Annotated in this window: 24 protein-coding genes; 12 read left to right on the plus strand and 12 right to left on the minus strand. The window is 49.6% G+C overall.

Annotated features, from left to right (window positions below):
* Window positions 1–15 precede the first annotated feature (15 nt).
* Together JIN82_RS11490 and JIN82_RS11495 are read right to left on the minus strand one after the other, a co-directional pair.
* Window positions 16–1,371: an efflux transporter outer membrane subunit gene (locus JIN82_RS11490; protein WP_200311794.1), complete on the minus strand. Its 1,356-nt coding sequence runs from the start codon at window positions 1,369–1,371 to the stop codon at window positions 16–18.
* 4 nt (window positions 1,372–1,375) lie between these two features.
* Window positions 1,376–2,002: a TetR/AcrR family transcriptional regulator gene (locus JIN82_RS11495; protein ID WP_200311795.1), complete on the minus strand. Its 627-nt coding sequence runs from the start codon at window positions 2,000–2,002 to the stop codon at window positions 1,376–1,378.
* Window positions 2,003–2,272: 270 nt separating this feature from the next.
* On the opposite strand from JIN82_RS11495, the gene JIN82_RS11500 reads away from it, so the two are divergent.
* The 5 genes from JIN82_RS11500 to JIN82_RS11520 all read left to right on the plus strand — a co-directional run bounded on the left by JIN82_RS11500 (window position 2,273) and on the right by JIN82_RS11520 (window position 7,651).
* On the plus strand, window positions 2,273–2,752 hold the full coding sequence (locus tag JIN82_RS11500) for a PTS sugar transporter subunit IIA (protein WP_200311796.1): 480 nt from the start codon (window positions 2,273–2,275) through the stop codon (window positions 2,750–2,752).
* An 88-nt stretch (window positions 2,753–2,840) separates the two neighbouring features.
* Entirely contained in the window at window positions 2,841–4,553 is a 1,713-nt protein-coding gene (gene argS, locus JIN82_RS11505; protein WP_200311797.1) for an arginine--tRNA ligase, read from the plus strand.
* A gap of 152 nt (window positions 4,554–4,705) precedes the next feature.
* Window positions 4,706–5,605 carry a hypothetical protein gene (locus JIN82_RS11510; protein WP_200311798.1) on the plus strand — a complete coding sequence of 300 codons (900 nt, stop codon included), beginning with the start codon at window positions 4,706–4,708 and terminating at the stop codon, window positions 5,603–5,605.
* 153 nt (window positions 5,606–5,758) lie between these two features.
* Window positions 5,759–6,436 carry a hypothetical protein gene (locus tag JIN82_RS11515; RefSeq protein WP_200311799.1) on the plus strand — a complete coding sequence of 226 codons (678 nt, stop codon included), beginning with the start codon at window positions 5,759–5,761 and terminating at the stop codon, window positions 6,434–6,436.
* Between the two features lie 918 nt (window positions 6,437–7,354).
* Window positions 7,355–7,651: a HigA family addiction module antitoxin gene (locus JIN82_RS11520; RefSeq protein ID WP_200311800.1), complete on the plus strand. Its 297-nt coding sequence runs from the start codon at window positions 7,355–7,357 to the stop codon at window positions 7,649–7,651.
* 26 nt (window positions 7,652–7,677) lie between these two features.
* Here JIN82_RS11520 and JIN82_RS11525 read toward each other — a convergent pair whose 3' ends face one another.
* Window positions 7,678–8,070, minus strand: a complete 393-nt coding sequence (locus JIN82_RS11525) for a hypothetical protein (protein ID WP_200311801.1) — start codon at window positions 8,068–8,070, stop codon at window positions 7,678–7,680.
* A gap of 82 nt (window positions 8,071–8,152) precedes the next feature.
* Between JIN82_RS11525 and JIN82_RS11530 the strand changes: the two genes are divergently transcribed.
* Window positions 8,153–8,716 (plus strand): hypothetical protein, encoded by a 564-nt coding sequence (locus JIN82_RS11530; RefSeq protein ID WP_200311802.1) that lies wholly within the window; start codon window positions 8,153–8,155, stop codon window positions 8,714–8,716.
* Between the two features lie 149 nt (window positions 8,717–8,865).
* Here the strand turns inward: JIN82_RS11530 and JIN82_RS11535 are convergent, their stop codons facing one another.
* Window positions 8,866–9,462 (minus strand): helicase-related protein, encoded by a 597-nt coding sequence (locus JIN82_RS11535; protein WP_200311803.1) that lies wholly within the window; start codon window positions 9,460–9,462, stop codon window positions 8,866–8,868.
* Between JIN82_RS11535 and JIN82_RS11540 the strand changes: the two genes are divergently transcribed.
* A complete protein-coding gene (locus tag JIN82_RS11540) occupies window positions 9,461–9,643 on the plus strand; it encodes a hypothetical protein (protein WP_200311804.1) in 183 nt (60 codons plus the stop codon). The two genes, JIN82_RS11535 and JIN82_RS11540, sit on opposite strands and share 2 nt — an antisense overlap.
* Before the next feature lie 255 nt (window positions 9,644–9,898).
* Here the strand turns inward: JIN82_RS11540 and tsf are convergent, their stop codons facing one another.
* Together tsf and rpsB are read right to left on the minus strand one after the other, a co-directional pair.
* Complete coding sequence (tsf, locus tag JIN82_RS11545; RefSeq protein WP_200311805.1) at window positions 9,899–10,774, minus strand: translation elongation factor Ts; 876 nt, start codon at window positions 10,772–10,774, stop codon at window positions 9,899–9,901.
* 72 nt (window positions 10,775–10,846) lie between these two features.
* Window positions 10,847–11,569: a 30S ribosomal protein S2 gene (gene rpsB, locus JIN82_RS11550; protein WP_200311806.1), complete on the minus strand. Its 723-nt coding sequence runs from the start codon at window positions 11,567–11,569 to the stop codon at window positions 10,847–10,849.
* Window positions 11,570–11,928: 359 nt separating this feature from the next.
* Between rpsB and JIN82_RS11555 the strand changes: the two genes are divergently transcribed.
* From JIN82_RS11555 to JIN82_RS11570, 4 genes are all read left to right on the plus strand, one after another.
* Window positions 11,929–12,624 carry a pseudouridine synthase gene (locus JIN82_RS11555; RefSeq protein ID WP_200311807.1) on the plus strand — a complete coding sequence of 232 codons (696 nt, stop codon included), beginning with the start codon at window positions 11,929–11,931 and terminating at the stop codon, window positions 12,622–12,624.
* Window positions 12,625–12,675: 51 nt separating this feature from the next.
* Entirely contained in the window at window positions 12,676–13,380 is a 705-nt protein-coding gene (locus tag JIN82_RS11560) for an SDR family oxidoreductase (protein ID WP_200311808.1), read from the plus strand.
* Window positions 13,381–13,622: 242 nt separating this feature from the next.
* The gene (locus tag JIN82_RS11565) at window positions 13,623–13,790 is read left to right on the plus strand and encodes a hypothetical protein (RefSeq protein ID WP_234041954.1); all 168 of its coding nucleotides are present in this window, start codon (window positions 13,623–13,625) and stop codon (window positions 13,788–13,790) included.
* 134 nt (window positions 13,791–13,924) lie between these two features.
* Window positions 13,925–15,613: a cation:proton antiporter gene (locus JIN82_RS11570; RefSeq protein ID WP_200311810.1), complete on the plus strand. Its 1,689-nt coding sequence runs from the start codon at window positions 13,925–13,927 to the stop codon at window positions 15,611–15,613.
* Here JIN82_RS11570 and JIN82_RS11575 read toward each other — a convergent pair.
* The 6 genes from JIN82_RS11575 to aroC all read right to left on the minus strand — a co-directional run bounded on the left by JIN82_RS11575 (window position 15,610) and on the right by aroC (window position 21,852).
* Window positions 15,610–16,452, minus strand: a complete 843-nt coding sequence (locus tag JIN82_RS11575) for a DUF1853 family protein (RefSeq protein WP_200311811.1) — start codon at window positions 16,450–16,452, stop codon at window positions 15,610–15,612. The two genes, JIN82_RS11570 and JIN82_RS11575, sit on opposite strands and share 4 nt — an antisense overlap.
* A 50-nt stretch (window positions 16,453–16,502) precedes the next feature.
* Window positions 16,503–17,513 carry a trypsin-like peptidase domain-containing protein gene (locus JIN82_RS11580; RefSeq protein ID WP_234041955.1) on the minus strand — a complete coding sequence of 337 codons (1,011 nt, stop codon included), beginning with the start codon at window positions 17,511–17,513 and terminating at the stop codon, window positions 16,503–16,505.
* A gap of 251 nt (window positions 17,514–17,764) precedes the next feature.
* A complete protein-coding gene (locus tag JIN82_RS11585; RefSeq protein WP_234041956.1) occupies window positions 17,765–18,289 on the minus strand; it encodes a hypothetical protein in 525 nt (174 codons plus the stop codon).
* Window positions 18,290–18,420: 131 nt separating this feature from the next.
* Window positions 18,421–19,884, minus strand: a complete 1,464-nt coding sequence (gene gatB, locus JIN82_RS11590; RefSeq protein WP_200311814.1) for an Asp-tRNA(Asn)/Glu-tRNA(Gln) amidotransferase subunit GatB — start codon at window positions 19,882–19,884, stop codon at window positions 18,421–18,423.
* A 39-nt stretch (window positions 19,885–19,923) separates the two neighbouring features.
* A complete protein-coding gene (locus tag JIN82_RS11595) occupies window positions 19,924–20,730 on the minus strand; it encodes a CvpA family protein (RefSeq protein WP_200311815.1) in 807 nt (268 codons plus the stop codon).
* A gap of 36 nt (window positions 20,731–20,766) precedes the next feature.
* Window positions 20,767–21,852, minus strand: coding sequence for a chorismate synthase (aroC, locus tag JIN82_RS11600; protein ID WP_200311816.1), 1,086 nt, complete (start codon window positions 21,850–21,852; stop codon window positions 20,767–20,769).
* A 1,028-nt stretch (window positions 21,853–22,880) separates the two neighbouring features.
* Between aroC and JIN82_RS17240 the strand changes: the two genes are divergently transcribed.
* The gene (locus JIN82_RS17240; RefSeq protein ID WP_234041957.1) at window positions 22,881–23,090 is read left to right on the plus strand and encodes a hypothetical protein; all 210 of its coding nucleotides are present in this window, start codon (window positions 22,881–22,883) and stop codon (window positions 23,088–23,090) included.
* Window positions 23,091–23,266 lie beyond the last annotated feature (176 nt).

Below are 23,266 nucleotides of genomic sequence, written 5' to 3' on the forward strand. Positions count from 1 at the left end.
GGTAGGAAAGGTTAGTTAGTAGGCTTTGCCCAGTGCTAGGGCTAGTGAAACACGATTTTTTGCGCGTGCTGCGCGCAGTTGGATGACTTGTTCTTCGGTATTGAAAACTGTGCGCTGGGTGATGAGCAGTTGGAGGATGTCCACCAGTCCGTCTTCGTATTCGCGCATGGTTTTTTCTTCAGCTCGTTTGGCGGCGGTGAGTGCCTGCTCGGTGGCGCTTAGCTGGCTGGCGAGGTAGCGTTCGCTGCCGAGTGCGTTTTCCACTTCGCGAAAGGCTGATAATACAGTGCTTTGGTAGCTGAAGTAGGCCTGCTCAGCACGGGCTGCGGAGGCGCCTAACTCAGCGCGTCGTTGGCCAGCATCAAACAGTGGCGCGGCAAAATTTCCAGCTACTGACCAAACGCTGAATCCTGATTTTGCTAGATCGCTCAGGCTGTTGCTATTTTGCCCTCCGCTGGCAGTTAGTGTGAAGCTAGGAAAGAGGTCGGCATAGGCTACATTGACACGCTCGTCGGTGGCGACAATGGCCTGATAGGCGGCTACAATATCTGGGCGGTTGAGCATGACGTCTGAGGGAATGCCTGCTTTGACACTGCGTCTGAGAGAGGGCAGCTTTGCTTTGGCTGTGAGACTTGCGTCTGGGTAGCTGCCGGTGAGAACACGTACGTTTCTAGCGGCTTGATCGCGCAGGTTTCGCTGGCTTTCTAGTGATGACTTGGAGCTCAGGGTTTCGGTTTTTGCTAGGTCGACGTCAGCGAGCCCACCGGTGCCGTGAACAAATCGGTTGTCGACGAGCTTCTCGGTGGTTTGAAAACTTTGATAGCGACGTGTTGCTAGATCGACGCTTTGTTCAGCTGATGCGAGGTCAAACCACGCCTGCATGGTTTGAGCGGCGATGGATTGTTTGGCTGCTTCGTAGCTGGCGGCTGTGCTGTAATAATCTGCAGCGCTGGCACGTGAGCCGGAGCGGATTTTCCCCCAGATGTCTACTTCCCAGCTGGCATCTAACGTGGCATTGAGTTGATTGTTAGTTCCAAGGCCCATGTCTTGTCGGGCTCCTCCCACATTAGCGCTGAGGCTGGGGAGAAGTGGCGCGTTTGCCTTGGTCATATTAAATGATGACTCATCTAACCTAGCAAGGCTGGTGCGCAGGTCTGGGTTATTTTTCACCGCTTGCTGGACGATGCTATCGAGCGTGGAATCGCGAAATACCTTGCTGAGTGAGTCTACCAGCTCGGGTGTTGGAGGTTGTTTGGCATCAAATTTTCCAGCTGTGATTGATTGCTGGCTGGCTGGTGCGAGTGCGTCTGGTTTGGTAACGCAGCCAGAGATGATGAATGCTGAGCTTAAAGTTAGGGTTAGGATTCTCATGCGACTAGTTGGATTTTGCGATGCTTGCTATCTGGTTGATGCCAGCTAGGGCAAATTGGTATTGCTGCTCTATCATGTCGTCGATGTCTTGAGTGCTTGGGGTGTCTGGGAAAACATTTTTAAGCATGCGAGCTTTGTGAAGTGGGAATAGGCAGAGGCCCACGGTGCTCATTTTAGTTAGCTGGATTTGCACTTCAGATGCGTGGGTCATTTCAGTAATGATTTGATGAAGCAGATCACCTTCGGCTTGTTGGATTTCTTCAAAAATCACTGCGTGAGGGGCATCTTGACGCGTTCCTTCGTGGCTCATGATACGGGCAAAATGGCCCGCTTCGCCTTTGTCAAAGTGGCGCTTGATCAATGAACTCATGAAAATGCGTAGTCGCTCTTCGATGCTGAAGTTTTCATCTGGGGCTGGGGCCACGGGGTAGTGTTTTTTGACCAAATCTAGCGCGCGCCTCATGGCCATGCGAAAGAGCTTCTCTTTGGAGCCAAAGTGGTAGTTTACTGCGGCAATGTTTGCCTCAGCTCGTTCGCAAATATCAGCCACCGTGGTATCGCGGTATCCGTGTTCCGCAAAGGCCTCTACCGCACAGCGGATCAGTCGATCTTTGGTTTTTTCTGCTGCCATGGGCATATCCGTACGCTAGCTTCAAATATATGCAAATGAAAATTTCAAATGAAGATTTGAAATTTTGATTTCATTCAATTTATCATACTGTTTTTCAATGAACTAGGTCATTTTATGCCTTATAAATGTGGTTGACTAATTTTATGCACGTCATACATGTTGGTACCTGCACGTGCATAATTTAATGATTTCTGTCGCTCCATCAGCTTAGGATGGAACGAGGGAAGGCTTGCAAATTGTGACAAACAGGATATTGACCCCTCCAGCCTCATGAAATTAGCAAGTTTACTTACACCTGCTCAGGTGATCCTAGATCTCAGAAGTGAAGATCACATGGATTCCATCGTTGAGCTCGTCGACCACCTGATCAGCAACGATTTAATTGATGTGGAGATCCGCGAGGAAGTGCTCCAGTCACTAAAAGATCGTGAAGACCAGATCAGCACGGGTATCGGCTACGGCGTTGCCATTCCACATGCCTTTTCTGACAACGTTGATAAGGTGACCGCTGTGTTCGGTCGCTCTAAATCAGGCATTGATTTTGAGTCATTAGACAATGCGCCTGTGAATTTCATCGTGCTCTTTGTGGTTCCACGCAAAGATTACAACATGCACCTGCAGACATTGGCGGCAATTGCCAAGATGTTTAATAACTGCGAAGTGCGCCAGCAGCTGGCTGATGCCGAAGACGTTGAAGCGATCCTTGAGATCTTTGCTTCACGTCCATCTCGCATCCACAGCGAGTGCTAAAATTTTTTCGTGCTGGCTTGTCGACGTCCGACAGCCAGCTGACGGCCAATGATTTGGCCGCTTTTGATTATTTTTCATCCAGACGACTATGTTGATATGTGAACTCGAAAAGCGCCTAGCGGGTGCTTTGGAACGTGTGGGGGTAGAGTTACCCGAGGGAATGACAGTGCAAATTTCACCAGCGGCGGATTTACGCTTTGGCGACTATCAGAGCAATACCGCCATGGTATTGGCTAAGCGCGTACGAACCAACCCACGTGAGCTGGCGACCAAAGTGGTTGATGCGCTCGAGCTGGATGGCCTAGCTGAGGCTGACATTGCAGGTCCTGGATTCATTAACTTCAAGATCACTCCGCAAACATGGAGTGAGCGCGTAGCTGGATTGCTTTCTGACGATCGTCTCGGGGTACCTGAGATTGAGGAAAAGCAGACTGTGGTGCTTGATTTCTCAGCGCCTAACGTGGCCAAGCCAATGCACGTTGGCCACATCCGCTCAACCATCATTGGTGATTCGCTGATGCGCATCGCTCGTTTCCTCGGATACAAAGTGATCACCGATAACCATATTGGTGACTGGGGCACGCAGTTTGGCATGATCATTCATGGCTGGAAAACAGTGCTCAATGAAGATGATCTGCAGGCCGACCCAGTGGCTGAGCTGCTGCGTGTTTACCGCTCGGTCAATGCCAAGTGCGGCGAAGATGAAAGCGTGCGCGACACCTGCAAAGAAGAGCTGGTGAAACTGCAAGCTGGTGATGAGGAAAACCTCAAGATCTGGCAGCGCTGTGTAGAACTCTCCAAGCAGGGGCTGCAAGGCATCTATGATAGACTCGATGTGAGCTTTGACTTCTGGTACGGTGAGAGTTTCTACAATGATAGACTCGCGCCGCTGGTAGAAGACATGATTGCTAGCGGCACAGCTCGCGAGAGCGACGGCGCCATTTGCGTATTCTTTGATGCTGATAGCAAGCTCGCTGAGCAGCCAACGATTATTCGTAAGGCTGACGGTGGATTCCTCTACTCAACGACCGATCTAGCAACCATCGACTTCCGCGTAGAAGAATGGAATGCAGACCAAATCTGGTACGTTGTTGGAGCTCCTCAGCAGTTGCATTTCCAGCAAATTTTTGAAGCCACCAGAATGCGTGGTCAGAATCCTAACATGCAGCACATCGCCTTTGGTTCTATCCTTGGCGAAGATCGTAAGCTGATGAAAACTCGCTCTGGGGACAACGTCCAGCTGGTAGATGTGCTCGACGAGGCAATCGTGCGTGCACGTGCTGCTATCGAAGCTAAAAATCCAGACCTCGAAGGTGAGGAGAAGGAAGAAGTCGCTAGAATCGTTGGGCTTGGCGCGGTGAAATTTGCCGAGCTCTCACAGCACCGCATGACTGATTATGTATTCAGCTGGGATAAGATGTTAGCCCTGCAAGGCGATACCGCTCCTTACCTCCAGTACAGCTACGTTCGTGTGCGCTCTATCTTCCGCAAGCTGGAAGATGGCCATCAGCTAGATCCAGCGGCTGTGTCCGTTAGTGAGCCAGCTGAAATCCACCTCGCGCGCACGCTGCTGAAGTTTGGTGAAACCGTACCAATCTTGCTAGATGATTTCCGCCCGAACTTGCTAGCTAACTACCTGCTCGAGCTAGCCAAGGCATTCCATTCATTCTTCGAGGCATGCCCAGTGCTCAAATCAGAAGGTGATGTGCAGATGACACGTCTTGTTCTCTGTGAGCTCACCAGCCAAGTATTGGTGAAAGGACTTGGGTTGCTAGGCATCCAAGTGCCTGAGCGCATGTAGTCGACTTGACTAACTTACTTTTAGGATAGCGGGCCAGCTGGCCCGCTATTTTTTTGAGCATTTCTAGCGAGGACAGGTGATCTACAGTACATCTAATCTAGCGGACTTGGTTATTGTCAGCGTGGACTGGCTATGCTTTAAATCATCTCTATATGAGCATCTTAAGAGCTGTGTTAATCGTTTGTTGTTTTGTTCTATTTGATGTTGCTGATGCTGCGAGCCAAATGAATGAGCTAGATGATTCGGCAAAATCATCTGAAAAGACAGTGACTGTGGCGGTACCCATCAATGTGACAGAGGATGACTTAATGACAGAGGACGCCTTAATGCTTGAGATGAATAAATTCTCGTCACATTTTAACACTGATGAGGAAGCGGTGAAGCTGCGTGTCAGAAAATTGATAGAGCAGAGGGTGGCGGAGTTAAAAAAGACAGGTAAGTCATCGTTCACTGATGTTGAAATCGAGAGCTTTGTTGACGCAGCATGCGCCGAGAGTATCAAGCAGCTCAAGGTTTCATTGAGTGGGCCAAAAGTCATTACGGATAAAAAGCCAGCTGAGGATATTTTACAGGCGATGGAGGAAATGAACCCTCGCTTGCAGATGCGCTCTAGTTTTCAAGAGATTGAGCATGATGGCAGAAAGTTCTTAGCTTGGACTGAGATGAAAAAGGTGCGCTGTATACCGCTGCAGCCCAAAAAGGTATCTAGCAAATTGACTTATCGAGCTACAGTCACCTTAGGAGAAGAGTTTATGGAAGGAATGTTAGGTCAGCTAAGCTATAAAGTGGAGGCTGCAGCTAAGATGGAAATCAGCCTGAAGCTGCGCTACTGTGCACCTGGTCATCCATCTCCTGTTGGCGCGAAGAAGGCTCAGGCGTCAGCCATTCCTTATTTTGCATGCTCTGCTACAGTTGTTCGTGATGGCGGTGACGTGGTGAAATTTGGCATCAATCAGTATCCATCTGTTATTCCCTTCGATGTCAGTTTTATGCGCGTCAGGGGGACATTTGTAGCGGGTGACGATAGCTTCAATGCTCCGCCGAATGACTAAACGTCGGAATAATTATACTAACATGGATAAGGAGATAGACCTTGGACCTCTCGGGCTTTTTAAGTTCTCGAGAAAAGATGTTACCTATAAGGGAGTTAAGACTTTCACCATAGAGCAACCCTTATGTTAGCTGACTTCAATAATTAAGAAACTATGAAAAAAATAATATTCTCGTTAATTTTGATAACAGCTATCATTATAGCTAACATCTATTTTTGGAACCCCTCCAAATTTGAGTACGAAGAATGTAAAATAGAAAACAAAACCATTGAGTGCAAATATCTAGAGTTCAGTCCACCATTAAAAATTAGTAGCATCTCAGGATTTGGAGCATCTTATGACAGTAAAGAATATCCACAATGGGTTCAGGCTATTCAATTTTCTTCTCCAGGATCGAAACTAAATGAAAGTTTTGATCAGTCATTTTTTGTTAACTATAGTGAGCAGAGGACTAATCAAATTATAGAGGACTGGCCTGGCCAAGTAGAAGCATTGAGAAACTTCGCTGAGCGCCTTAGAGAAATCAATAAAGATAATGAAGAAGCATTGTGGCAATCACTCGATGGTTTATTATTTGCGAAATCTGACGGCAAAGAATATCTCCTCATTTCAAAAAGAAATGAAAGTGGCACTCTAACTAAGACGAAGCTCCTCATTAAAAACGAAGTGAAAATTCTTGATATGGAAATGGAAAAAGTCCCTGCCATTATTTCAGATGCTACAAGCCATCTAGATGAAATAATTGCACAGCTAAAATCCACTGAATCAGGATTTCTCAAATATGATAAAGATCCATTCGCGTGGCAAATAGATTGGCAAGCAGAGAACTAATTACATAAAATACTCGCTAACTCTACCTCCCCCAAAAAAAAGAAAAGAATCTAGGTTTAGGGGATCGGCTCCTCTGTAACTCTCTTGTGGCTAACTGCTTGGGTCGGGTTGATTCCTTCCACGTTTTATAAGACAGACAAACTAATCGATAGAAGGCGATTTCGGGCTAGACGCCTAGCTATTAGCTCAGATTGGGCTGTAGTCGTGCTTGTTTGTGTTTTTGTGCATGGTCGCCAATCCGTGGCTGGCTGGAGCTGACTCTGATCATTACGCTTTTGGCCTACTTTCAGCAGGCTGATTTCTTTTTGCGTTTATCCTAGGGCTGAAGCCCTGGGCTTTGTTCTTATGGACCTTCGGCCCAGTGGGTTAGGCTGCGCGTGTGATTGATAAATTCGGTTCTAACGGTCTGTAGCGCGGTCGGTTGATGGACGGTCGCCACTGCGTGGCTAGCTGGCGGGGCTGGTCCAGCTGGTGTTTGGTCTAGTTGATGATGAAATGGATGTTTTCCGAATGGGATAAAATTTGACAGTTATCCCATTTTGGATAAATTTCTTTTAGATGATCGTTGAGTTCAAGTGCCGGCTGACGGAGAAGATATTTCTCTCACAGCGTCCGAAATTGACAAAAAAAGAAAGGTCGCAATTGGGAGGTTTGGATTTTCCTAAGGCACATACTCGTTTGCGGGTGCTCAATGCGGTAGCCAACGAAGCGGAGCTAATGCTACCGCTGCATAGAATTCTACATTATCATCGGCTGCAAGGCTCCGAGTCATACAGTATTGATGCTAATAGGAGGTCGGACCGATGGCGAATTGTTTTCTCTTGGCTAGATAAAAAAGAAGCAAAAATTAGCGCAGTGATTATTAAAGATACTCATTGATACTGACTGGCGCATAAATCAATAAATCACACAAAGAAGATGGATAATAAGCAAAGGGAAATTTCTCCAGCCGCAGATCACCTGCACGATGTGTTGGAGGGTATGGATTTGACGCAAACGAAGGCTGCAGAGATGTTAGGTGTTAAGCCATCAACGCTTAGTAACATACTCAATGGGCGTAAAAATATGTCATTAGAGTTTTGCTGCCGTTTGGAATATGTCTTTGGCCTGAGGGCTTCGTTCTGGGCAAGCTTGGATACAGATTTTCGTTTAGCGCAATGCCAAGATGAATTTACGAGCCGTGACCTCTCTGACTTGCAGCCGATGGTTAGCTAATTCTAGCAACTTTGCTGCAGTATCAATTAGCTTCCAGTTAGGATAATGATGATTAGGTAGATGGCTTCAGCGATGCAGCCGTAAACTAGCCACTTGGAGGGAGCTAGTTTGGTGTTAGCTGGCTCGCTATTGTATAAAACTCGCGATGCTCTGAGGTAGCAGTAGCTTAGAGGAGCAAGAAGGATGATGGCGAAGACGAGGCTGTGATGGGCAGCATAGTTCATCAATAGAATGAAGATGAAGATAGTTGTTGGCCCAAATAGACAGTCGCGTTTTTGCTGCTCTTTTTGTAGCTCGCGCTCTCTAGCAATAGCGTCTTTCTTCGCTACGAGGTGGTATTGATAAACCTGTCTTGTGATATGTCTTGTGATATAAAGAGTTTGCTTATGTGGATCAAACCGATATATTAACGGTTTCAACACTTCGAGCTTACCTTACTCTAATCAAAGCTGATGTAGTTAGTGAAACGGAGGGGACTGATTTAATATTAAACAACGAGTAATGAAAATAGGAATAGCGTTCTTTATAATTTTTTGCGCATCATTTGTAAGTAAGGCTTCAGAGTTAAGGTACGAGCCAATGACAAAAAGCCAGATCGAGGCAGTTGGAGAAGGTGTTGATGACCCCGTATTGAAGTGTTTGGCTTATGTAGATGAAGCTCAGAAATTAAGAAACAAAATTTCGCTAGATCTTCCTGATGTGTATACAAATTTACCGTTCCCTTCTCCATTTGTGAAATATTCGAGGCCTCTGAGAGCGTTGGAGGGTTTGAAAGGGGAGGCTAGAAGGTCTCTGTTGGATCAACTTGAAAAAGAGCATCAGGTAGCTGTACGTAAGAATAGAGAGGCCGCCGCTATGAGAGAGGTTCAACAGTTAATGAATCTAGATGTCAGTTTGTTGCTAGATAATGCTAGGTCAATAGCTCATGGGCAATTACAAGGAGATTCTAAAAAACTAATTATATCAATCATTGAAAACATTGAACACCTCGAGATCAAGAGGAGGCGCGAGATCGACGAGGTGAGGAGTAATAATGGCAGAATGATTGATGCGACAAGTCAATGAGCTGGGTGCTCTTGAGAGGCTGAGTGCACAGCCTATCTTTACAGATGGGGTATAGTAGAGATTGAATTTTATGGTGAGCTAGGAAGAGCCTCTTTTTGTTGAACCAGCTGATTTGCGGTGAGAGATTAGTGCTGTTAGCTTGCAGGGTACTAACGACCAGGTTTTCTCAGTTTTGGTTTTTTGTTTTGCAGTGGTTTTTTGCGTGTGCCTTTTGGGTTTGATGAATGTGGACGCGCGTGGATGAGTTTTTTTGGCTGTTTGTCGTAGCTGAATGATTCGGCTTGGGTGAGTGGGAGCTGGGCTCCAAATACCTTGGTCATTTGTTTTCTCCAGTTGCTATCGCTCTGGCTGACGATGGTGATCAGCTGGCCGTCTAGCTGGGCCAGAGTTTCTGCATTTTTGACGAAGTATTTTGGCTGCTCAGGCGACTCGTAGTAGACGATGTGTTGCACGCCTTCGATGTTGAGGTTTTGGGCAACGGCTTCGGTGGTGCAGAGGATGCGAGTTTCGCCAGCTGCGAATGCGGCGAGTGTGCGGTCGCGCAGTTCAGGTTTTTTCCCGCTGTGCACGGAGTCGGCGTCGAGCTCGGCGTGGTTGAGATCGGCGGTGAGTGCGTGTAGTGATTCTTTGGTTCTGCAGAAGATGAGCACGTTTTCCAGCTGGCTGGTTTCGTTGATCAAGTGAATGAGCAGGTCGAGTTTCTGGTGGTCGAAGGCTTCGTAGATAGCTGGAGAATTTTCAGACATGGCTTTTGCGCAATCTAAGCGGCTTGCCGGTAGTTACAAGGAAAACTATGCAGGGAAGGGGGCGCGCTCCGCGCTGCAGGTGGAAGGTACGCACTGCGTGCTGCAGGTGGAAGGTTCGCACTGCGTGCTGCAGGTGGAAGGTGTGCGCTTTGCGCTGAAGGTGGTGTCATGTCACCTTTAGCGAGCTTGCGAGCACAACTTGCAGGGCGTAGCCCGCACTTGCAGCGAAGCGCACCTTCAGGGCGTAGCCCGAACCTGCAGCGCAGCGCAACTTGCAGGACGTAGCCCAAACTTGCAGCGCACCTTAAGGGCGCAGCCCGCACCTGCAGCGCAGCGGACCTTAAGGGCGTAGCCCGAACCTGCGGCGCAGCTACAAAAAGAAAGCCTCGTCAGCTGAGCTGACGAGGCTTTCGAAATAGATTGATCAGGTGATCAATTAGCCACCAATGCTGAAACGTGAGTAACGAGCGATTGAGAGTGTGTCACCGAACTCTTTGCCTTTGGCGTCGAGCAGTTGTGAGATAGAAACTTTGTCGTCCTTGATGAATGCTTGGTTAACCAGGCAGTTTTCAGCGTAGAACTTGTTGATCTTACCTTTAAGGATGTTCTCGATGATGTTAGCAGGCTTGCCTTGTTCTTCGAGTTGCTTACGGTTGATCTCGTTTTCTTCTTCGATGACAGTTGCGTCGATGTCGTCGCTAGTGAGGCCAGCTGGCTTAGTAGCTGCAACCTGCAGACAGATGTCGTTAGCGAGTGCTTGGAAATCAGCGTTAGCAGCTGTTTCTGCTTTTTCGCAGTTGAGCTCAAGGATCACACCAACTTTACCACCGAGGTGGATGTAGCTAGCGATAGCACCTTGTGTGCCTTCAGCGACTTCGTAACGTGCGTAGTTGCGAACGAGCATGTTTTCGCCGAGTTCGATAACTTTCTCTTGGATGAGGTTAGACACGGTAGTGTCACCTACTTTAACTTCGAGAGCAGCTTCTAGGTCAGCAGCTTTTGCTTCAGCAGTAGCAGCGTTGAGAGTCTTAACGATGTCTTGGAAAATGTCGTTTTTAGCAACAAAGTCAGTTTCGCAGTTGATCTCGATGAGAGTGCCGCTGCGCTTGTCGTCAGAAGAAGTATTAGTGATGGTTCCTTCGCTAGCTTCACGAGAAGCTTTCTTAGCAGCTTTAACGATGCCTTTTTCACGAAGAAGCTTAACAGCAGCGTCGATGTCGCCGTTAGTTTCGCCAAGAACTTTCTTACAGTCCATCATGCCCGCGTTAGTGATGTCGCGGAGTTGTTTTACGAGAGATGCGGTAATAGCCATGTCGTTTGATTATGGTGTAGGTCAAAAAGAGCAGCACCCAGTGAGTGAGTGCTGCATGAATTACAGATTAGATTAAGCAGTCGCTACTGCCTCTTCTTCTTCTTTCTTTTCCTCGATGCTCTTGGCGTCCTTAATGGAGTTTACCAAGTTTTGCAGGATGAGGCGTACGGACTTTGAGGCGTCGTCGTTACCTGGGATAGGGTAAGCTACAGCGCTTGGGTCACCATTGGTGTCAACGAGTGCGATAACTGGGATGTTGAGGCGCTTGGCTTCAGCTACTGCGATGGATTCACGAGCTGAGTCGATGATTACCATAGCGGCTGGAGGCTCTTCCATGTCGCGCACACCACAGAGGTTGCGGAAAAGCTTATCACGCTCACGACCAAGAGCTGAGAGCTCTTTCTTAGACATTTTCTTGAAGTCAGGTGACTTCTCGATGTCTTCGAGGTACTTGAGACGCTCAACAGAACGGCGGATGGTGGAAAGGTTTGTGAGAGTACCACCAAGCCAGCGATGATTTACGAAGTACTGGTTAGAAGCTTCAGCAGCTTCACGAACTGCGTCTTGTGCTTGACGCTTACATCCTACGAAGAGGACTTTTTTACCTTTGCCTGTGATTTCTGTGAGGTAGTCACATGCTTTGTCGAGACACTTAACAGTCTCTTCAAGGTTGATGATGAAAATGCCGCCTTTGTCCTTGAGGAGGTAAGGCTTCATTTTTGGATTCCATTTACGTGTCTGGTGTCCGTAATGAACGCCAGCGTCTACCATTTGTGATACGAGTTCGTTGACCATTGTACTAATTTTGTCCTGCCTTGATTCAGGCAAGGCGCTTTTGATTGGAAAACCCGCCGCATAAGATCGCCCGTTTTCCGTTGTTTAGCGGCAGCGTTTTGGGCTGGGGGTTCCTAGTCTAGATGTTGATGTTTGACAAGTTAAATCTGTGGCTGTTTTCGCCAGCTGGCATGGTCTGGGGAATTTGTGGAGAAATTTCACATTGCTTGATTGGCGATGAACGATTTAGCATTCTCGGATCAATCAGCCGTATAATCGCACATTTGCTGAGTTTAGCTGGATTTCCCGCTAGCTGGCACGGTTGGCTGCAAATTGCGGCAGTGACACCGCGGTGCAGCTGGTATAGTCAGTGGCCGTCCATGAGTGAGGAATTGTGCATTATATATCAAGACGAGTATCTAGTGGCGGTGGATAAACCTGCCGGTCATTTGGTTCATCCAGCTGACGTGCCACAAGATGGTGATCTGGTTGCCATGAAGATTTTGCGCGATCAAATTGGCCAGCACGTATTTCCGATTCACCGGCTAGATCGTCCGACTTCGGGCGTTTTGTTATTTGGGCTGGAGAAATCTGTGACCAAAAAATTACACGCCGCGCTGCGTGAACATGAATTTGAAAAAGTCTACTGGGCAGCGGTGCTCGGCAAGCCGTCGGCTGATGCTTGGGGTTGTCACCAACCGCTGCGCAAAGATGACGATGCGCCGGAGAAATCTGCCCATACTAGCTTTCGGGTGCTCACCAGCTGCCATGCCGAGTCGTTAGCTGGAATTCCAGACATCGATGAGGCCACAGTCACTCTGCTAGAGGCGATACCTCATACAGGAAGGTTTCACCAGATCCGCCGCCACCTGCTGCACCACGGCATGCCTATCATTGGCGACTATCGCTATGCCGGCATTGATAGAAGTAACCAGCTCGGTGAGCTACTCGGCACGGGCACTCGCATGTTGCTGCAGGCGAAAAAACTCACCATCACGCACCCAGCTACTGGTGAGCTGCTAGAAATAGAAGCGCCGGTGAGGGAAAATTTCCAAAAGTGTTTTCCGCATCTTTAGCGGCGTTTAATTTACTATTGAGAAATTCTACACAACCGCGATATTAGCTACATGATAGATCTAGCTGGAAAAGTAGCGGTGGTGACGGGGGCGTCGTCTGGCATCGGCAAGGCAGTGGCGGTGGATTTGCTCAAAGAGGGGGTTAAAGTCTACGGGCTGTGTCGCAATCTCGCTGAGCTGCCAGCTGGCGTGATAGGAATTCACTGCGATATGAGCTCATTAGAGCAAATTGACGCGGCCTTTTTCCAGCTGGGAGATCTCGACATCCTCGTCAATAGCGCTGGCGTAGCTTATCTATCGAGCTTGATCGACGGCGACGTTAGCGACTGGGAAGAGATGTGGCAGGTTAATGTTAGAGGTCTGGCTTATTGCTCCCAGCTGGCGCTGAAAAAGTTTCCCGTAGCTGGCGGTCAGATCGTCAATATCTCAAGTATGAGCGGCCACCGTGTGCCGCCGACAGGTGGATTTTATGCGCCGACGAAGTTTGCCGTACGCGCCGTCACTGAGTCATTGCGTTCGGAGCTGCGCGCGGCTGAAAATCCTACGCGAGTGGCGTCGGTGTCACCTGGATTTGTGGATACTCCGCTGCTGAATAAGTATTTTGCCGGTCGCGATGAAGCGCTCAGGCTGACCAAAGAAAGCATGCAGATGTTGCGCGCCGAGGATGTCGCCCGCTCAGTCATGCATATTTTAGAAACACCACTGCACGTGGAAGTGGGAGATCTGCCACTGCGCAGCGTCGGCCAGAAAGTTTAGCTAGCCAGCCGTGAGCTGCGATAAGATGGCTGCCCAGCTGGATTTATTTCTATCTCAGCGCGGGCTGGTGAAATGGACGTTTTGCTCTCAGATCTCTTGTTTTGTATTGGTTCTGAGTGTTTAGGTCGGTTTTCTGGCTGATTTTTCCCTCAGCTAGCTGGAATTATTTATTGGACAAGGTGGGTTTGCTATTGCATCTCATTCTCAACAAGTTCGTTTATTGAGAGATTATGGGAGCCAAAGTGAAAACATTCTGCAAGTGGAGTCGCAAAGACATTGAAAAGCGCTTTGACCTGCTCGCGGAGCTGGTGGATGAACCACGCTTTGTATGCAAAAAATGTGCGCGTAGCTCAAACGATAAGAAATTGTTATGCAAGCCAGCAGCTTTGCCAGCGATGTCGTTTCGCTAATCTGCAGCTGATTCAACTAGCTAGACATGCTTAGTTAGCTGATTTCCAGTGGCTAAAATAGCCAGCTGGATGATTGTCTTTTTGTTTAACAAATTAGCTTGGCTTTGCTGCCGTGGCGGTGATGATATGTAGCTGTGCTTACATTCTCTCATTTGGCAGCTAGTGCACATGATGTTTCACCATTCTTCGCGTTGTTAGCGTTAGTTTTGGTAATGTCGGTGTTGGTGGCTTTGTTATTGGTACGCTTCAAGCAAAGCTTGTTAGTTGGCTATTTCATCTGTGGCGTGGTGGTGGCTAATAGCGGGCTGCTAGAAATGGTGGTGGGCACTGAGGGCTCGGGATTGATCACTGTATTGGCGGAATTTGGCATCATTTTGTTGATGTTTACGCTCGGGGTAGAATTCCCGCTCAAAGAGCTCAAGCACATGTGGAAGCTAGCCTTCATTGGCGGTGGTGTGCAGATGGGGCTGAGTTCGTTAGTGATTGGTGGCATTGCCTATGCCGCTGGCATGCCTGCCTCACAGGCTGTGGTTCTGGGCATTGCTTTAGGTTTGAGTTCCACCGCAGTTAGTTTGAAATCATTTCAGGACATGGGGCTGGGAAACCATCCAGCGGCGAGGATGTCCTTAGGCATTGCTTTGTTCCAAGATATTTTGGTGATTGCGGTGATGCTATTATTGCCATCTATGTTAGGTGGCTCAGGTGATCAAATCCTCAGCGCCATGGCGCTAGCTGGAGGCAAGGGAATTTTGTTCATCTTGGCGGCTTGGCTGCTAGGTGTGTATGTGATTCCCAAGATGCTCGATCAGGTCGCCTTTACCCGCAGCCGCGAGTTATTTACCCTGACGGTGATTGGCCTGTGTGCAGCGATTGCCTATGCTGGAGCAGCGATGAACTTGAGCCTAGCGCTGGGAGCATTTTGCGCTGGCCTGATTGTTAGCGGGTCCATTTACAGCCACCGGATTTTATCTGAGATTTTACCTTTCAAGGATCTATTTCTCACATTGTTTTTTGTTTCTATCGGCTTGTTGATTGACGTCAGCGTAGCGATGGAACATTGGCTTACGATTGCTATGGGGGTGTTTGTTTTGATTCATCTCAAAGCATTGATTTTGTTGTTAGCGGCACGTTGTTTCAAGCTGCCGCTGGGGCCAGCATTACTATCAGCTGGCGCGCTGGCTAGCTCGGGGGAGTTCTCCTTGGTGCTGCTAACTGAGGCTAATGTGCTGCAGCCAATGCCGGAGTTTTTGGTGCAAATGTTGCTCATCAGCACAGCGGTTAGCATGGGCCTGGTGCCTAGCTTGATGCGATTTGCGCCGACGATTTCTGACTTTGTTAATGCTCGCCGGCCTAGCCGCAAACGTCACGTTCCAGCTGGCGCGCTGTCGGCGTCTCACCGCGTGAAAGAGCTGCAGGACCATGCCATCATCATTGGCTACGGGCCCGTTGGTCAGGCGCTCAATGAGAGCTTGCGCCAGCACAATATTCCAACATTGATCGTCGAGCTGAATGCTAAGACCGTTAGGAAATTGTACGAAAGCGGGCAGGCGGCGATTTTTGCCGATGCTACTCATCACGAGACTATGGAGCTGGCAAAGGTGGCGGATGCGCGCATGGTGGCTTATACCTTCCCAACGGTAGAAACGACCTTGAAATCATTGCCGCTGCTGCGTGCTATCAGCCCTGAGGTGATTGTTTATGGGCGGGCAAAATTTAGCAATGAAGTGGAAATGTTGGATAAGGCTGGTGTGATCGTGATTCACGACGAACGCGAGAGTAGCCGTGCGCTGATAGATTCTGCTCTGGCAACCTATTCAGTCTAACTAGCTGGCTGGTGATCTAGCTCAGCTGGCCACGAATTTGGCATGACAAAGTAGCGTTGATTTTCTAGCGGGTTGTAGATCATGCATGCCCTGTCTAGCGAGGTGATAGCCGCTGGCTGGCTCGGCTCGAGCAATTCTAGCAACTCAGCGGTGACATTAACTGGCCACAGTGGTTTGGGCAATTGGTACATTTGATGGCCTGCATTTTCCAGCTGGAGAAATTCATCTTGGTACAGCCACTTGCCACGCGGGCAGCTGGAGTGAATGAAATCGGCACCTGCTAGCTGGCTACTGTGGATGTGATCAAACAGGTAGCCGTAAATCAGCTGACGGGTGGTGAGCGACGCGTCTGGCCAGCGAGGCTGTAGCGTCTTGAGTGTCGCTGGATTTTTGCTCAGTACGAGTTGGTGCTCGCGCATGCGGTTGAGCTTGATCTGCCAGTTGTCGCGAGCGTTAGGCCCGGGGAAGGTGGTATTTCCAGCTGGATCTACCACCGCTAGATAGAATTTACACGCGAGCTCAAGGTGAACCATCTGCTCGCCGTCGGCGATGAGGAAGTCGAGCTCGCCAATGGTATGGTGTCTATCAGATTGGATTTGCAGGTTGCGCGCCACGACCTGCACGCCAGCTGCCTGCATGAGGTGATAGAGCGCGTCCTCATACAGGTGGCCGAGCTTTTGTTGGAAATTGAGCTCAGGCAGGCTGGCTAGCGAAACTGCAGCTAGCTGGCTACGATTCCAGCTGGCGGCTTCTGGCAGCTCACCAGCTAGGAGCTGGCTACTGGCTAAATATTGATAGATAGCTAGGCTGAACTGGCGTGCGTATGGCGGCTGACTCACTACAGCAGCATGCGTGGATGACCAGCCAGCGCAAGTGGTAATGACATCAGCTAGATTTTTCGGCGTTTCCAGATGATGAGCGCGAGGCTGCTGAGCAGGATGGCGGCATTGGGCTCGGGCACCGGAGATGGCTGTTGGATTCCTTGTACAGCTGCGGCAGCTTGCTGGGAAAAGTCGAGTTCGCCGCCAAAGGTGAGGTCGTATTGCGATAGGTCTGAGCTGTAGGTGACCTTGCCGTCGTAGGCAAATGGCTTTGAGCTGATCTCATCATCGGGATTTCCCGAGTATGGAGATTTATCACTAACGGCATGCATGATGCCTACCAGCTGCCATTCTTCGTTGAGGTAGCTAAATACCGCGCCGCCGGAGTCACCATTAGTTGCCTGAGCTTCGTGCTCGAGTGAGCCAGCTCCAGTATCAAACTGGGTGTAGAATGAGAGAATTTGCCCGTGAGTGCCCAAGCCGATAGTTTGATTTCCTTCGACAATATTTTCCCCCCAGCGAATGGTTTTCCCGCTAGCGGTTTTGTAGCCAAATACATCAGCTTTGTTGGCTTTGGTCGTTTCCGTCCAAACATTTGGGTAAGTTTTTGTGCTGACATCCCACATGGTTTGTTCGCTGGCGCGGTTGTAGCCATTGCCTACCATGATGACGTGATCTCCTGTGGCCACGCCTTCAGTGGCGATGGTTAATGCTGGCAGCTCTGGGATTTCTGTCAGGCGGAAAACTTTGAGGTCAGTATAAGTGCTGAGCCCCGAACTTTCTGGGTTTTGCACTCGTCTGGTGGAGCCAGCTTCGACTTCGTAAGTTTGCCCATTCAGCTGCACAGATCCTGTGCCGACGTGGTTGGCGGTGAGCACATAACCGTTGCCTAGATAAACTGCGGTAGCACTGCCGCGTTGGCCGACGTTATCAAAAGCAAACTCTACTTCTCCAGCTGAGGTATTGCCAGAGCCGTCGCCTGAGCTGATTAAAACCGCTTGCGCACACGGGGCTGTGGCTAGCGTGATTGCGGTAAACAATTTTGCGAGGGGGTGTGAGGGGATGCAAATGGAAGTCATAGCATTCACTATAAAACTTCATAACTGGCTGTGGTTCAATATGTTCCGTGTTGCAAATTTGTGTAAATTGATAACTTAAACGCTGATTTAAACAATGTTTTAACAATGGCGCTAATATTTCACTTTGGCTTGGTTAGATGTTAATAAGTTGTGAATAAAAAATCCGTCATCCATTTGCTGAAATGGATGACGGATGGTGAAAATTCGATTTGTCGACTCAGCGAGCCCGCGAGTGAGTCGTCATTAGCTGCTTACTTCTTTTTTGGTGGCGCGATAAAATCTGAGGTGAAGCGGATGCTGACGCAATATTTCCCCTCAAACATGCCGACGCCGCAGAGTAATGACTGGCGGTTTTCTAATGTCCATAGGCTGGAAAATTGGTTCATGCCCTCGGTGACAATCTTCTGAGGTGGGTATTCGGCTTGATAGGTAGGTGGTCCGTGCATGGAGCCGATGAAGTTGACAGCGTCAGCTAGTGATTGTTTCAGCTGGCCAGTGTATTCGCTGCTTGGGATGCCTTCTGAGCGCAGAACAACTTCTTTGAGCAGTCCTTCTTCGTCCCAGTCGAAGTACAAGCTGTAGTCGAGGCCAGCGAGTTTGGAGGTGCATTTGTAAACGCCATTGAGGCCAGTGCGGCCAAACATGGTTTTTTCAATAGTAGAAACCACCAGCGGGCTGGTTTCTAGTTTTTCGTCGACGATCTTACGCGAATCACCGTATTCGAGTGGACCAAAAACGCCAGCTTGCAGGGCTGCACAGCTGGTAAATAGAATCATTGTGTATGTGAGTTTGCGAAACATGATGGGTGATGGTGGGTGCAAAAAAAAACTGAGCACAGCTGGTAGAGCTGGCTCAGTTTGAACAAGTGATTTGCTAAGGCAATGCTTAGATTGAAATTATTGAATAATTATCCAATCAGTTTTGCTCTGAGGGCGTCTGTTACCAGCTTAGGGTTGGCTTTTCCGCGTGATGCTTTCATCACTTGGCCGGTGAGCCAGTTAAGAAGTTTATCATTGCCTCCCTGAATTTCAGCTACTTTTTCTGGGTTAGCGGCGATGGCTTCGTCGATCAGCCCGTCGATCAGGCTATTATCAGCTGGCTCAAAGCCCATTTCCTTGGCGGTGGCCGCTGGGTCTTTTTCTGGTGATGACCAGAGGACTTCAAAGAGCTCTTTGCCTTGGTTATTGGAAATTGTTCCCGCTTCGATGAGGTCAACCAGCTGGGTAAGTGTAGCGGCTGGAAGTGGGCAGGCGCCGATGGCCAGCTCAGCTTCGTTGAGCTTGGAGAGCAGGTTGTTGATCAGCCAGTTGGCTACTTTTTTAGGTGCCTTGGATGGTTTAGCTGCAGATTCAAAGAAATCAGCCAGCGCGCGCTCGGAGGCAATCACAGCGGCGTCGTATTCGCTGATCTTGTATTCTGCTACAAATCGGTCGCGTTTTTCATGCGGCAGCTCAGGCACAAACGGGCGCATTTTTTCCACAGCGGTTGCGGTGCGGATTGGCAGCAAGTCTGGCTCTGGGAAGTAGCGGTAATCGTGTGCGTCTTCTTTGGTACGCATCAGCTCGGTTTCACCGATGCCATCATTCCAGCGGCGGGTGGACTGGATCTGCGCGATGCCTTGATCCAGCTCGAATGCTTGGCGCTCGATTTCGTAGTTGATGGAGCGGCGCACAGCGGAGATGGAGTTGAGGTTTTTCAGCTCAACTTTTTCACCGAGTTCTTCCTGTCCGTGAGGACGCAGGGAGATGTTGACGTCGCAGCGCATTTGGCCTTTTTCCATGTCGGCGTCAGAGATTTCACCGTAGATGAGGATCTGCTGCAGTGACTTGAGGTAGGCGTAAGCTTCGTCTGCGGTATCGATGTCTGGATCAGAAACGATTTCCATCAGCGGAGTGCCAGCGCGGTTGAAGTCGATGGTGGTATTTTTCGAGTGGTGAGTGGATTTGGCCACATCTTCCTCGAGGTGAATACGGGTCAGCTTGACCACTTTACCTGGCTTAGGGATGTTTTTCTGAACTTCCTTCGGGTAGGCCACATCGTAGAGCGGCACGCCACCACCGATGCACAGCGGTTGGTCAAACTGCGTCAGCTGGTAGTTTTTTGGCATGTCCGGGTAGAAGTAGTTTTTGCGGTCCCACTTGGAGATCTCCGGAGTTTCGCAATCCAGTAGCATGCCAGCGAGGATAGTTTGCTCGATAGCGTGTTGGTTGAGCACTGGTAGCGCGCCGGGCAGGCCGAGGCAGACTGGGCAAGTATTAGTATTTGGGTCGAAACCAAATCCTGTCTGGCAAGCGCAGAACATCTTGCTCTCAGAGTTGATCTGGCAGTGGACTTCTAAGCCGATAGTGACGATGTAATCTTCGATGGGCATGGTAAATAGATAGTGGGCTAGCGTGTTCTTGGCTCTCGTTTAGCGGAGCGCGAGCAGTTCTTCAATCTTGATTTGTTCCAGAGTGGCGAGGAATTGGCGGTCTTCCAGCGCTGGCTTGAGCGCGGGCGCCGTGTAGAAATGGAAAACAGTGCCGTCTTTGGCACTTTCTAGCAGCTCTTTATTGATCACCAATCGGCGGAATGCCAGCTGGTCAAAGGTGCGTCGGCCATCTTCAGTGGCGAGGATTTTCTGTCTCAGCGGCTGGTCAGTATAGGCAATCAACAGCTGGCAAAGTTTGCGTTTGTCGGGGTCGTTAAACGGGTCTGTGGTGATCTGTAGCTGGCCAGCTCGGGTGGCATCAAGCATTTGCCACGCCTGCAGCAAGTACGGCTCAGGCACGTTGGCTGGCTGGTCGCTGGTGACTTTGTTGCGCACGTAGTCGAGCTCGCTGAGCGCGCCACAGTAGCGGATGCCAGAAAATGCTAACCAAACCATGAGGATGCCAGTGCACAGGCTGATCAAGGCAGCTGGCAGGCCAAATCCCCATTTTTTACCCGTCTCGGATTGGTTAAATGGATCCGCCACAAACCGCAGCACAAAGCGCACGATGTAGATGGCAGTGAAGCCAGTAAGTACCGCAACCACCACAGCCATCCACGGCTGCGGGTCACGGAAAAACTTGGAGGCGACACGCAGGCCATTCACATATCCCCAAAATCCGGCATAAGCACCGGCGGCAACCCCCAAGATAGCGCCAAGCGAGCGGACCAGCCCTTTCATAAAACCAAACACACCTAGCGCGACGATGGTAACGCCGATAACACTGGCAATGGTGGTATTATCCATAAGCTGAAAATCCGCTAAAACGGGCGCGATTTGATATTAGTCTAGAATGATAGCACGCTGGTGCAGTGCCATGTCACAGAGGGTCAGAACGGTCATCGCTTCAACGATAGGTACCGCGCGCGGAAGCACACAGGCATCGTGGCGGCCACGTCCTTTCAGCTCAGTATCTTCCTTGCTGGTAGAAACCGTCTGCTGCTCACTCATGATGGTCGCCGTTGGCTTGAATGCCACGCGGAAGAGGATGTTTTCACCATTAGAAATGCCACCTTGGATGCCACCTGAACGGTTGCTCGCAGTGCGCACGCGGTCTTCTTCCATAAAAAATGGATCATTGTGCTCAGCTCCGGTGAGCTGGGTGCCTTCAAAGCCAGAACCCACTTCAAATCCTTTGGTCGCCGGAATGCTCAGCATTGCCTGCGCTAGGATGGCGTCGAGCTTGTCAAAAACAGGATCACCCAAACCTACAGGTGCATTTTTCACCACACACTCAACCACGCCACCTACTGAGTTGCCCTCAGCGCGCACGTCTTTGATCAGCTGGATCATTGGCTCCACCGCATCCGCATCAGCTGTGCGCACGATGTTGGATTCAATCATCTCGCTGGTCACCGTATTCGGGTTCACATCAGCTTTGATGTCTTTGATGGAGTCTACCCACGCGAGGATTTCCATATCAGGAGCAATCTTCGCCAGAACTTTTTTTGCCACCGCAGCTGCCGCTACGCGACCAATGGTCTCGCGAGCAGAGGCACGACCACCACCGTGCCACGCGCGGTGACCGTATTTGGCGTCGTAAGTATAATCGGCGTGCGATGGGCGGTATTTGTCCTTCATCTCAGTATATGACGATGGACGTTGATCTTTGTTGCGCACCAAAATCGCAATTGGAGTGCCCAGAGTTTTGCCTTCAAATACACCAGAAAGAATTTCGCAGGTATCGCTCTCTTTGCGCGGCGTGACAATGTCGCTCTGCCCCGGACGGCGGCGGTCAAGATCAATCTGGATCTCTTCAGCTGAAATCTCGATGTTTGGCGGGCAGCCGTCGATGACGACGCCTACGCCTCCACCGTGAGACTCTCCCCAGGTGGAAATGCGGAATAGGTTACCGAATGTACTTGGCATGATAAATTCTGTGAAATTGGGTGACTAATGTGGGATCTTGCCAGCATTTTGCGAATGCCAGCTAGCGCCTGTGGCCAAAAGATGCAGTGATCTGCGCCAATGCGCAATGATGAAGTGACCCTGTAGCGCTCAAGGACACACATTTCAGCCAATTTCCCGCCGTGGTAGTGGAGATGGACTGAATGTGAAGGCTGAATGGTGGCGAGCTGAACGTGCTGGCTGAATGTGCTGGCTGAATGTGCTGGCTGAATGTGCTGGCTGAATGTGCTGGCTGAATGTGCTGGCTGAATGGTGGCGCCGCGGCGGAGAGCTGGAAGTAGTGAGTCGCGGCTGATAGCTGGAAGTAGTGAGTCGCGGCTGATAGCTGGAAGTATATGGATACGCGTGGCAGGTTAGCTCGCCAGTGAACTTTAGGTCCCTCTGCGCGATGTAGCCCAGCTATCTGGCTGGGTGCTTTGGGCGGCTAGATAGAGGATGCGGCTGGGGATGAAATCACTCAGGAAAAACCCGAATGTGTTTGTGTCTATTTTGGGTGAATCATTGATTTAATCATGATCACAGCGCTGCTAGCTCAGAAATGCCGTGCATCTTTTAGCTAGCCTGTAGGCGCATCTAGAGGCTGGGGCTAAAGCTTTCCTCTACCAACTAGCTGCTGGATCAAGAATTTCCTGAGCGGGTATTTTTCGGCGAGAAAGGGAGCTGAAGTGGCTGGAAATCATTCAGGAAAACCCGAGCCTGAATGTGCTTATTTTGAGTCAATCATTGATTTAATCATGATCACAGCAATGCTAGCTGAAAAATGCCGTGCATCTTTTAGCTAGTCTGTAGGCGCATCTAGAGGCTGGGGCTAAAGCTTTCCTCTCACCAGCTAGCTGCTGGATCAAGCATTTCCTGCGCGGGTATTTTTCGGCGCTGAAGGGAGCTAAAGTGGCTGGAAATCACTCAGGAAAAACCCGAGTTTGAATGTGCTTATTTTGAGTGAATCATTGATTTAATCATGATCACAGCGCTGCTAGCTATAAAATGCCGTGCATCTTTCTGTCATGGGGTTTATGGGTTTGCCTGTCAAAAAATGCCGTGCATATTTTTGCGGGAAGGGAATTTTTGTGGCGAGAACCGCTCAGGAAAAACCCGAAAATGAAAGTGGCTTTCGCGAGATAATCGTTATTCTCATGGGGTTTATGGGTTTGCCTGTCAAAAAATGCCGTGCATTTTTTTGCGCTGGTTTGACCAATTAGCTGGCTTGCTCATGGCGCTGAAAGCGGCAAAGAACAAAGCCCATGGCTTCAGCCATGGGGAATGGCGTTGGCTGAGATGCACGCTGAAAGTGTGCCAGACATCTCGCTCATACCACTGGGCCATCTGGCTGATATAGATTGAGCAAGCCTGGGAACGGCTCTCATTACCGGAGGCG

The sequence above is a fragment of the Persicirhabdus sediminis genome, from assembly GCF_016595495.1.
Classification (GTDB): Bacteria; Verrucomicrobiota; Verrucomicrobiia; order Verrucomicrobiales; family Akkermansiaceae; genus Persicirhabdus; species Persicirhabdus sediminis.